Here is an 11751-nt window from a genome sequence, read left to right on the forward strand (position 1 = left end):
CGATCCCATCCCGAACTCGGCCGTCAAACGCTTCCGCGCCAATGGTACTCTGTCTCAAGACATGGGAGAGTAGGTCGCTGCCAGGCCTGCAAATCACAATAAGTGCCCCAATTCACAAATTAAAGCAGCACGCCTCAAAACTGGCCGGTCTGCGAAACAAAAATATGTCAATAAACATACACGGTGGAGCAGCCGGACGTGTCTCCTCACAGGCGCCGTCCTCGCTCCCGGGCTTTAAGTCCGATATAATTTAACGCGGGGTGGCGCAGCCCGTTCAGATAAAAAAGACTTCATCTTTTTTATCTTCACCTCATCAGGCCACGCCTGAAGAGCTACTGCAAAGAGTGGTTTTTAACGCGGGGTGGAGCAGCCCGGTAGCTCGTCAGGCTCATAACCTGAAGGCCGCAGGTTCAAATCCTGCCCCCGCAACCAAGTTTTGAAACGCTGCGCCTTTGCTGGTGCAGCGTTTTTTGCATGAGGCCGCCCGTTTTCCTGCTGCAAGCCGCGCTGCCCGCTCGAAGCTCACCGCGTCAGACCGGAGCATGCGCCCCTGTCCAAAGGCCTCCGTCAGATTGGGTCGCTGTCGTCAGCTCGAACGGGGTTTGCGCCCGAGTTCCTGTTCAAGATCAAGGATTCTCATGGTTGTTGTGAGAACGGAATCTGCATTCAGGCTGATGGAGTCAATGCCCAGACGCACAAGATATTCCGCCATATCGGGGTAGTCAGATGGGGCCTGTCCGCAGAGCCCGCAGTGTCTGTGATTGCGCTTGGCGCCTTGCACGGCCAGACGGATCATTTCCTTTACGCCGGCGTCTCTTTCATCGTAGTCAAAAGAGACGATATCCGAGTCGCGGTCGACGCCAAGGGTCAACTGAGTCAGATCGTTCGATCCTATCGAAAATCCGTCGAAATGACGGGCAAAAGCATCGATAAGGATAACATTATTGGGTATTTCGCACATAACGTAGATTTCAAGTCCGTTCTGGCCGCGTATGAGCCCCAGTTCAGCCATGCGCGCAATGACCTGTTCGGCTTCTTCGACGCGGCGGCAGAACGGGATCATCAGCCGGACATTGGACAGGCCCATTTCCTCCCTTACCCTGCGCATTGCCGCACATTCGAGGGCAAAGCCCTCGGCGTAAGCCGGATGCGAATAGCGGGATGCGCCGCGAAAGCCAATCATCGGATTAGCTTCCAGCGGCTCGAAAGTCTCGCCGCCGATCAGGGCCGCATATTCGTTGGTCTTAAAGTCCGACATGCGAACGATCACCGGCTTCGGATAGAAGGCGGCTGCGATGGTGCCGACGCCTTCAGAAAGCCGCTGCACAAAAAAATCGGATGGTTTCGGATAATTTGCGGTCAGCTTCCTGATTGTCTCCCGATCACCCTCAGATACGCGCTCGGGATGCGCGAGTGCCATCGGATGAACTTTGATATATTCGCTGATGATGAATTCCATGCGCGCCAGTCCGACGCCGTCGTTGGGCAGGGCCGCCAATGAGAAAGCAGCTTCGGGATTGCCGATATTGATCATAACGTGGGTCGCGGGGCGTGCAATGTTGGCAAGGTCGGTCGATTCAATATCGAACCCCAATGCGCCTTCGTAAATGAAGCCTGTTTCGCCCGCTGCGCAATCTATAGTGACCATGTCTCCGGTTCTGATGACGCGGGTGGCGTCTCCGGTTCCGACTACGGCCGGAATTCCAAGCTCGCGCGCGACAATAGCCGCGTGACAAGTGCGGCCGCCGTGGTTGGTGACAATAGCCGCTGCAGATTTCATGACAGTGCCCCAGTCCGGCGACGTTGCTTCAGCCACAAGCACTTCGCCGGGTCTGAACAATTCGAGGTCAGAAATTCCTGAGAGGACGCGGGCAGGGCCTTGTGAGATTTTCGTACCTATCGCCCGGCCCGTGGCTTTGACGTTTCCTTTTGCCTTGAGCCTGTAAACTTCAAGTACATTCATCGCCTTTTGGGAGGCGACGGTTTCCGGTCGCGCCTGAACGATGTAAATCTGGCCGTCGATGCCGTCTTTCGCCCATTCTATATCCATCGGGCGGGCTGTGCCGGCGCGGGCGCTGTAATGTTCCTCGATCGTCATTGCCTGCGCCGCCAGCGTGAGAACCTCGGCATCTGTTATGCAATATTGCTCCTGTTCCGCAGAGCTGGTGCTGACATTCCGGGTTTTTTGCGGGCCATCGCCTGCATAGACCATTTTGACTAGCTTCGAACCCAGATTGCGTTTCAGAATTGTCCTGTATCCGGCACGGAAGGCTGGCTTGAATACAAAGAATTCGTCGGGATTGACTGTGCCTTGCACGATATTCTCGCCGAGTCCGTATGCGGCGGTCGTAAACACGACGTCGCGGAAGCCTGTCTCGGTATCCAGCGTGAACGTCACGCCGGACACGCCGAGATCGGAGCGGACCATTTTCATGACGCCGACAGAATTATAGACCTTAAAGTGATCAAAGCCATTGTTGACGCGGTAGCGGATTGCCCGGTCAGTAAACAGACTGGCAAAACAGTTCTGAACGGCATTCAGCAGATTTTCCGGTCCTGCGATATTCAGGTAGCTTTCGTGCTGGCCTGCAAAACTCGCGTTGGGCAGATCTTCAGCGGTGGCCGAGGATCTGACGGCCAAAGACAGTCCGGGGCCATATTCTGCAACCAGATCGCTGTAGCCGCCTAGAATTTCATGGATAAGGTTATCCGGCAGCGGCGCGTTGCGCACAATTTCGCGGGCCTGCTCGGCCCGTCTTGCAAGCTCTTCGACATTGCCGATATCCAGCCCTTCCAGCGTCTTTCTGAGTTGCGGCCATGCTCCCGCGCTTTCCAGCGTATAGCGATACGCCTCAGCCGTTATGGCAAAGCCGTTGGGGACGCGCACGCCGATCTCGGACACGAATTTATACATCTCACCCAAGGACGAGTTTTTTCCGCCGACGAGGGCAACGTCATCGCTGCCGATAGCTGCAAATTTTCGCAGAAAACGCGCGTTCTTCTGTGCAAGATTATGCTGCATGTCCGTCTGTCCGGAGGTCGATAAATAGCTGGGCGCCGCTCCTGCTTTGGTGGGCCGCGGTTCGGTATGGACTTGTTGGAGCCGCAGTTTCCTGCGTTTAACCGTTATGCTGCCGCAATTAATGTGTCCATGACGCAGGTCAAGCGCAGGTCGTCACGCAAATATTGCAGATAAAGTCATGAACCATGCAGCTTCGTGCAATGCTGTATCGAATTGTCTGAACCTGCTTAAGAGAAACTTTTCTAGTGGGATGGATATTTTATTTTATCGGACGCGAATGTTAAACAAATGCCGCTCCTGGCTTTTGAATTCTTGATTTTGACATTTTGTCCTTTCATGCTGATCCTGCAACGCAGCTATTGATTCTTTTATGACTTGGGGACGTGATTTTTGTCCGCACCTGCAGAAAATGCATTGATGAACTTCAAGGCTTTGATGGCACGCTGGACGGCCGCCAAAAATGCCTTTGACGAAGCCAATTCTATAAGCGCCAGTTCTGAGGACGAGTTTGCAAGGATTGCAGCGCTGAAGGCGGCGGCTTTGGAGGATATGAATGAAATTAAGAAGCGCATCAGCGAACTAGTGAGCTCTTCCTCGAAGCAACGTCAGCCTATCGAAGATTTTATCAAAGTGGCAAGAATAGAAACGGGCGAATCCGGGCCGCTGAGCCTGATCCCGCTGCCCGAGGATGCCGAGTCTGCTCGGTCAGGTGTTAAACGCAAATCTAGTTGACCTGCATTGGTTTCGTCACGAAATCAGCGTTACTTCAAGCATTCCGGCCAGTCGGATGACTGCGATCACGGCAGAGCCGCCAACCAGAACCAATAATACCAGATCCATTTTTCTCACGAAGCCCAATGGGCCGAATCCGGCAATAAGCATCTGGCGCAATGCAATAAAAATCAGCACCAAGCCCATGACAAGTGATCCGTAAGGGGCTGCATGCGCCAATCTTGCCGCATCAAATGGCTTTTCGTTGAGCGTGACATTTATGGGTATGCGTCCTAGCGGATCGAGTTCCCCGGCAGGCTCCACCTGTACAAGGCTGAATAGCCCCAGAGATTGAAGCCTCTGTGCAAAGGCGGTCAGCTTTTCCCTGCTGAACCTGTCGCCCTCCGAGAACGGCTCAAATTTGCTCAGGGCCTTGCGGCTTATGGCGCTCGCTCCAAAAAATGAAACGGGACCAAATTGTGTCGGCTGGCTGACGCCGAGCGAGATCTGCAGATGTGCTGTGGTCAGTTCGCGATCGACGATAACCGTCCGGCTGGAAATATGCGCGGTCGGGTCTGCTGCCAGACGCACGCGCCATAATATTTCGCTTTCAATCCGGGAAATGGTTTTCTCGCTGGCTACAGACCCCGTCAGCCCGTCCAGATATTCCTGAAGCTGGGTCTTCGTCTTAGCCGACAGTGTGTCTTTGCCGATTCCCGCGAGTTCGATGATTGCCAGCCGATATAGCGGGCCGGGCTCCGGCACCAGCAATGCCCCGGGTTCGGCGGGATCATTGGCATTTTCAATGCCTATCCGGGCATCCAGATAGCCGAATGACTTCATTATGTCGGCCAGCCGCTGCGTCTGGCTTCTGATAAGTTCGGCGCGATCGTTGTCCGTGGCCAGACGCGTGTCTGAGCTTGCCGCCAGCAGCGCCGGGAGATTGTTTCCGCGCCTGAGAGCATCAACGATGACTGGATCGGATATGCCATCCAGTTTCAGCTCCGCCGCATGTAGGGGATTAACTGACGCCAGTGCGAGAGACAAGGCAACAACTGCCAGCAGACAGAGCGCCCGAGAATTCCCGGACTGACGAAACAATTGAACCATCGAAATCCCGACGCGTAGTATGGTGGCTCTCAACATTCTGGTTGTCACCCGGGTGCACGGCGAATAACTGGCTTTGTGGACGTCGTTCGCGGCGCCCGCTTAAAAGCCAATGCAAAATCAGAAAACATTGTAATTATAGGTGTTGTTTGTTTAGCATATCATCCAGAAGATGCTGTTTTCCTTGATATTCGACAAGGCTGCATGGATGTAGGCCGGCATTTTTATTAGATCTTAAATTAACGACATCGTTCGCTGGACGGCTTGCAAACGGAATTGCTCGGGCTGCTTTCGGACACAAGCATTCAGTTGTTTTGCACGCAGGAGATTGCGATTCATCAATAAAATATGGCCAGATTTGAGCTAGAAATTGAGTTAATTGCCTGATCTTCCAGCGCAGCTGCGAAATAATGAAAAATAAAGGGCTAATTCCGTGGCTCATTTGCAATATTGTGAATCAAACATTTTGCAGTCGTGGTCTCGGCTGGGCAACCGCTTGTTTCAACGTGTGAGTCTTATTTTTGCCGTCGCTGCTTACGCCAGCCTTTGCTTGTCTGGAATGGTATTGGCCGACGAATCCGGCCCGCGTCGATTTGTACCGAAGCCATTAATCGGCGGAAAAGATTGGAAATTTATTCTCAATGAGGAGTTTGACGGCACCAGACTGGACGATAATCTCTGGACGTCATGTTATTGGTGGAATGATAACGGCTGTACAAACTTAAGCAATCACGAGCTCCAGTGGTATAAGCCTGAAAATGTTGAGGTTTCGGACGGATATCTGCGGCTCGTCGCTCGTCCCGAGAAGGTTACGGGCATAGAAAACAAGGCTTTTGCCTATACGTCCGGCATGGTGACCAGCGACATTTTTTATAGTGAACTGCCGAGGCAGCCGCGTTTCGCATTCACTTATGGTCTGGTGGAGGTGCGCGCCAAACTGCCCGGCGGCAAGGGCCTCTGGCCCGCTATATGGTTGCTGCCCGCCACCCGGGAATCGAGGCCGGAAATTGATATCATGGAAGTTCTCGGCGATTCCACGGACACGCTCCGGGTTCACTTGCACTATAGCGATGAGAAGAAGCAGCATCAGGAAGTTGGAGAAATAATCAAAACCAAGAATCTTCTGGAAGGCTGGCATGTTTATGGGGTGAAATGGGATCCTAAGGAAATAATCTGGTATCTGGATGGCGTGCAGGTTTGGAAATATGCGGTCGCAGCGCATATTCCGCGTGAGCCGATGTATATTCTTCTCAATCTGGCCGTCGGCGGGGATTATCCCGGTTCACCCAATGCTTCAACCAAATTTCCCGCAGATTTTCTGATCGATTACATCCGCATCTGGCAGCGTGGTCGGCGATGATTACACGTGAAAAATCTGTCGCCGCTGCGCGCGCGCCGCAATCAACATGGCCAACACGGGCGCTGCGCGAATTTTCTTCGGTGATCTGGCGTAATCCTCTGACCCGCAACGGCTATTCGCTTGCAGCCAGCATTGGCATCTCCTCAGGGCTTGGCTTGCTTTTCTGGGTGATGGCGGCGCGGCTCTATCCGGCTGAAGAGGTCGGTCTGGCAACGGCTTTTCTTGCCGTTCTGCTCACGCTGGGCAATATTTCCCAACTGGCGTTTGGCAATATGCTGAATCGCTTCCTGCCAGTGGCAGGCAGACATACCTTCAAAATAATAACATATTCATATCTGGCAGCGGCCAGCCTGTCGATGGTGCTCGCCGCGTCGTTTATCGCGGTTGCGAGCAAAATTGCCCATCCGTTGTCCGTGCTGCTGGATAATCCTTTTGCAATTATTTGGCTTGTTGTCTCTACCGCATTGTGGACAATTTTTGCCCTGCAGGACAGCGTGCTTGCAGGATTGCGGAAGTCGTCCTGGGTGGTTGTTAAAAATACGGTCTATGCCAGCGTCAAACTGATGCTGCTGATCCCCTTTGCATGGTCGCTGATTTTTCGTTCTGGAATATTCGCAGCCTGGACGCTTCCCGTGCCGTTTATTGTCCTGGGGGTGAATTGGCTCATTTTTCGTCGGATCATTCCTCATGCAGGTTTAAGCCAGAAAGCGGCGCCTGAAATAAGCTTTCCTGTAATTGCCCGGTTTTTCGGCTGGGATTATTTTGGCACTTTGACCTTGGCGTTGATTTCAAGCGCCGTTCCGCTTCTGATTTTGGATTTGGCCGGCCCGGTCGCTACGGCCGTCTATAATCTCTCCTACACGATTTCATTTTCGTTTTATCTTATCGGGCGGGCCATGAGTTCGTCGCTTCTGACCGAGTCGGCTGTCGATATGCAAAAGATCGAGGCGCTGGCGGCGGAAGCGCTCGTTCATATGCTGATTGTGCTGGTGCCAATCATTGCGGTGGTCGTTGGCGCTGCTCCGTTCATCATGTCCCTTTTCGGACCGGACTATGTGGACGGGGGGGCTGGCCTCCTGCGTCTTTTGGCACTGTCCTGCATTCCCTGGTCTCTGGTGACGATCTATTTGTCAGTCGCACGGTGCAGGGGGCACCTCATCCAGATTGCCGTGGTGCAGATTGCCACGGGTTTGCTTGCCGTGATTTTCGGCATTCCGCTCATACTTGCCGCGGGTGCGAATGGAATGGGGATAGCCTGGCTGCTCGCCCATTCCTTTGTTGTCATGGGATTGCTCGCTTTTGTTTGGATCCGGCACGGAGCTTCCGTGATCGTCGAGGGATTGCTCGGGCTTGCAAATGCTCTGGCCAGATTGCGGTTTTGGTCGGGAGGACTCCGACAGACCGGCATAAGCGATGAAGCCGACGAGAGATTGCTGCAATCCTTGCTGGATCAGGTGAGCGAACCCGGTACCGGTTCTCTGGCGCCTTTGCCGTCGCCGTCCTCGCTCAGCGGTGTCCGCACGATATTGCTCGGAGATCCGCCCGACAACGTTCGGCTCGTTTATAAGATCGCGACCACAGCACGCGCAATAGCATCCCTGCGCCTGTCGGTTGAGCAGGTGCAAAGGGTTCGGTCTTGCGCGGCTTTTGCGGAGCAGCGGTTTCGGATTCCTGAAATTTTGGCGTGTGGTGAGGTACAGGGCCAATTTTACGTGATCGAACGAGCATTGCCGGGCAGGGACGGTCGGGAAGTGTTTCTTGATCCCTTAACCCGGACGGCTGCTGTTCGGGAAAGCCTGCAGGCCATTGCAAGTCTGCACTCTCAGACCATAAAGCCAGCCGTCATTGAGCCTGATTGGTTTCGTATATGGATCGAAGAACCTGCAAGCTTGCTTGTGTCGCCGTCCGGATTGCTGATGCCGACAAATCGCCGTCAGGAGGCAATCGACAATTTTGTTATGCAGCAGAAATTGTTCTGGCTTGGCAAGCCTATGCAACTTGGTTTGGCGCATGGAGACTTCAGTCCCGGCAACATATTGTTTTCGACGGGGCCTGAGGATGATAAAATATCCTCGCACAGCCCCTCAAATTCGCAGGATGGTTCTGTTCACGTCTCTGCCATCATTGATTGGGAGACGGTCAGATGGGATGGACCATCGGCCTTTGACGCATATTATTTATTGCTCACAACGCGTGCGCTCGATCAGGGCCGGGAACTGGGGCAAGTTTTGTCCCGCATGCTGCTCAGGCCGGGGTGGACGGCGCAAGAGCAGAACTGGCTCGAAGAAGCGATAGGTGGTCAGGATGCCGGACGCTGGAGCACGGACCCGCATTCGATCCGGGCGCTGACCGGACTTGTCTGGCTGCGTCATGTGGCTGCCAATCTGAAGAAGTCCGAGCTTTATATGCATAACCGGCTTTGGACTGCCTGGAATGTCGAAAAGGTGCTTCAGGTATTTCTGAACACCTCGCCATTTCTCGCCCGATAGCGCGGTCTGCAGGCCGCTTCATGATCAGCGGATCAGTATGCCAAAGATGTCCGGGCTGCTCAGAACCGCGATTGCCTTGCGCAACGAGCTTTTGTCGGCTGCATCCATGGCTTGCGCCAACAGCTTGACGCCGGGCGGCAGATTGTCAGATAGCTCAGGCATTTTGACCGGCTCCGGCTGGCAGGATTTTATAATTTCGACGGCAATTTCGTAGAGCCCGCGCTGGAAGGGACGCGCCGCAATTTTGCACCCGAGTAATTTGGCCTGATTGCGGCATGAGATATGGCTGGGCGCAAAGCTGCGGCTTGCGCATGCAAACATGAATAGATCAGGCTTTTGATCTCCGACAGCTATGGTTTCAGCCTGCGTGTCGAGCGCCCAGTCCCGAATGGCAATAAGGCCCGTACCTTTGTTCACGCGCCGGGCGGTGATGGTCGTATCGATGGTTGTATGGTGGACGCTGAGCAAATTAAGCCCGAGTTCCGTCATCAGCGTATTTATCATGGCGGGGGGGATGGGGAGGACGGCCCCATCGCCCACCTCGGCCACCCTTAAAGACCGCAGGATCTGGCCCGAGATGTCCTTTGGCCAGCCGGTATAGGTGAAGGCCCGGATCGAACAGATATGCCGTTCATCAAGAAAAATGCCGGGAATGCCGCGTAGTCTCTCTCTCAGAATTTCGAGCTGCCGGCTCTCTTCGCTGTTGATCAAAACCTGATCGCGTCCCGAAATCGCGTCCCACATATAGCCGCCATGCTCGGCCACGGCGCCGGCAAGCCCATAGGCCCGGCAATATTCCCGCACTTCAGCGGCAGAACGCGCTGTATTGACGACAACCGACATTCGATTGGCGACGAGCAGCGCCAATGCTCTGGCTCCTGCCATCGTTGTTGCCGGAAAACCCATGTAGCGCAGGTCGATCACGCCGTCGATATCGAGAGCCACAATAGGTCCGCGCCATTCCTCTGGTTGCTGCGGATTAAAGAATTGCCTGCACGCCTGAGCGGTTTCGACCGTGAGAAAGTGCCAGGCGACCAGAAAGCGCCGATGTTGCGCCTGTGCGGCCTCCGGGCTTGACGCACTCGCCAGAATTCTGCTTTGCGCTTCGTTCATGGTCCAGAGGCCGGCCGCAAACTTGTTGATGAACATCCGTTCGGCCACATTGGTGTCGCGGCTTTTTTCGATGTAACGCGTCAGAAGAGCCTGCTGCTCCGATGGAGACAATTCAAAACTCAGCATGGCATCAGCCAGATCGTAGGCAGGATCGACCAGATTAACAGGACCCTTGCCAAGTCCGTGATGCTCAAAATCGGTTTTAAGTGCGCGGCCTTTATTGAATATCCATTCTGAACGTTGCATGGCGCCATCAATCAGGGTCGGCGCAGTTTCAAAAAGCGGCTGTAGTTTCCGGCCGATGCGCGCACGTATCAGAATGTCATTGGGAAACCGGCCATAGTTGCGGCTGATAGCCTTTTCAACGAGCCGCGACCCGCTGTTATGGCGATGCGGATCCGTCGCATGCGATGAAAATGTTTCGAGCGGCAGCGAGCGAACGCGGGCGGCGACATAATCACCGATCCTTTCAAGAAAGGCCTGCCGGCCTGACCCGGTCTCCTGGTCGGATTCCGACTGGGGAAAAAATTCGGTATAGAGAATCCCGTTGCGCAAGCTGATCACGGGCGGAACAAAGCCGGACAGATGCTGGCCGGATAAATAGGCATGATAACCGAGCCAGCCCCAGCCCACGCTTTTTCCAAGCACATACCGGACCGAGGTCTGCCCGTTCGCCCGTGTGATCCGGATGCGGAATATCCGCTTCAATCTTTGCATCCGTGCTTCGGCGGAGCTGCCTTTTAATTGCGCCTGCAGATCCGCAGCCGTGTTGCAGTCGCTCACAGATATTGAATCAGACGGGGCGAGTTTGAAATAGCGCCCGAGAACTTCCCGATCGGGACCCTGTCGCAGAAAGGTGTTTTTTTGCCATTCTTCGGGCGGCAGTGCGATGAATTTCTCCGCCGGCAGGGGCTTGTGCCAATTCGGTTTCGCGGGATGGCTTGGCACCAGAGCCTTGCACTCATCCGGCGGGAAGCCAAATTTTCTCAGCCTTTCGAATGTTGAAAAAACTGTATTTCCGGTGTGAGGCGGGTCGTCGACAATGATCGCAGCATAGCCAGCCCGGGCATATTTCTGCAGGGCAATCCGCTCCCATCGGCCTGGCCCCTTGCTGGGTTCAAATGTCAGAAAATCGACATGATGAAATCCCCGCTTGTGCAGAACCGCCCGGATCAAAGGCGCAAAATAGGAACCAGACGTTCTCAGCCCAACCAGCAGCAGTTTTTGTTCGCGATCCTTGGTGGCATCTGCGAGCAGATGGCCGAGCTTGATGACATCCTGATGAGTAAGGTCAAGGCGCCGGAACGGGGACGGTATAATTATATGCGACGATGAGAGTTCTTGCGGCCAGGAAGCATCCGCCAGACCGGCGAGTCCCTCGGTTGCACTTACGAAATCAGGCTGTTCACCTTCGGTTTCGCGAGCCAGTTCGCACAGAAAGTCATGAAGGGCCTTGTGCCAGCTTTCGCGCATGGTGAATGCGGCTTTGCGTCCGAGGGACAAGGAATTGTTGAACGCAAAATCATTGATCTGAGAAACCGATCGGGATAGTGGGTTTGAGCCGAATTTTCCGGGCATCCGGATAGTCTTGCCACGAATATATTCGTCTGTGCTGTGCAGAATCGCCGATGCCAGCAGATAGATATTGCTGGCAATTTCACTCGTCCGCCAGTCTTGCTGAAAGTGATCGAGCCTCGCAATTTCCGTATGCAGATGGACAAGAGTTTCGGCGAAGGTCGGAAAAGGGTAAAGTGCCCATCCGTATTCCTCGTAGAAAGACCGCTCTTCGGCGTTCCAAGGCTTTTGGGATTCATCCTGAAGATAAACCGTCTCCGGAGCGACGCTTTTGCAGGAATTGGGTGGCGTTTTCAAGCGCGTGCTCCCTTCGCGTTAATAAAGGTGCGATCCGGTCTTTGATTTCGTCGGCCAGAATGTCCGAAGCGATGTTT

General features: G+C 54.3%; 6 protein-coding genes, 1 tRNA gene and 1 rRNA gene. 5 read left to right on the plus strand and 3 right to left on the minus strand.

Features of this window, described 5'->3' with window-relative positions; all coding sequences use genetic code 11:
* Positions 1 to 86 (plus strand): 5S ribosomal RNA (rrf, locus tag AC0N03_RS07855); the annotation flags it as partial.
* Positions 87 to 355: 269 nt separating this feature from the next.
* Positions 356 to 432 (plus strand) — tRNA-Met (locus AC0N03_RS07860).
* A 154-nt stretch (positions 433 to 586) separates the two neighbouring features.
* Here AC0N03_RS07860 and ppsA read toward each other — a convergent pair.
* Positions 587 to 3022, minus strand: coding sequence for a phosphoenolpyruvate synthase (gene ppsA / locus AC0N03_RS07865; protein ID WP_474288112.1), 2436 nt, complete (start codon positions 3020 to 3022; stop codon positions 587 to 589).
* Between the two features lie 390 nt (positions 3023 to 3412).
* On the opposite strand from ppsA, the gene AC0N03_RS07870 reads away from it, so the two are divergent.
* Positions 3413 to 3754 carry a hypothetical protein gene (locus tag AC0N03_RS07870; protein ID WP_474288113.1) on the plus strand — a complete coding sequence of 114 codons (342 nt, stop codon included), beginning with the start codon at positions 3413 to 3415 and terminating at the stop codon, positions 3752 to 3754.
* A 15-nt stretch (positions 3755 to 3769) separates the two neighbouring features.
* Here the strand turns inward: AC0N03_RS07870 and AC0N03_RS07875 are convergent, their stop codons facing one another.
* Positions 3770 to 4843: a POTRA domain-containing protein gene (locus tag AC0N03_RS07875; RefSeq protein WP_474288114.1), complete on the minus strand. Its 1074-nt coding sequence runs from the start codon at positions 4841 to 4843 to the stop codon at positions 3770 to 3772.
* A 430-nt stretch (positions 4844 to 5273) separates the two neighbouring features.
* On the opposite strand from AC0N03_RS07875, the gene AC0N03_RS07880 reads away from it, so the two are divergent.
* Entirely contained in the window at positions 5274 to 6200 is a 927-nt protein-coding gene (locus AC0N03_RS07880; protein ID WP_474288115.1) for a glycoside hydrolase family 16 protein, read from the plus strand.
* Complete coding sequence (locus tag AC0N03_RS07885) at positions 6197 to 8689, plus strand: phosphotransferase (protein WP_474288116.1); 2493 nt, start codon at positions 6197 to 6199, stop codon at positions 8687 to 8689. The genes AC0N03_RS07880 and AC0N03_RS07885 overlap by 4 nt, the downstream gene beginning before the upstream one ends.
* A gap of 24 nt (positions 8690 to 8713) precedes the next feature.
* Here the strand turns inward: AC0N03_RS07885 and AC0N03_RS07890 are convergent, their stop codons facing one another.
* Positions 8714 to 11674 (minus strand): hypothetical protein, encoded by a 2961-nt coding sequence (locus AC0N03_RS07890; protein ID WP_474288117.1) that lies wholly within the window; start codon positions 11672 to 11674, stop codon positions 8714 to 8716.
* Between the last annotated feature and the right edge of the window lie 77 nt (positions 11675 to 11751).

This window comes from Methylocystis sp. sgz306128 (assembly GCF_056032725.1).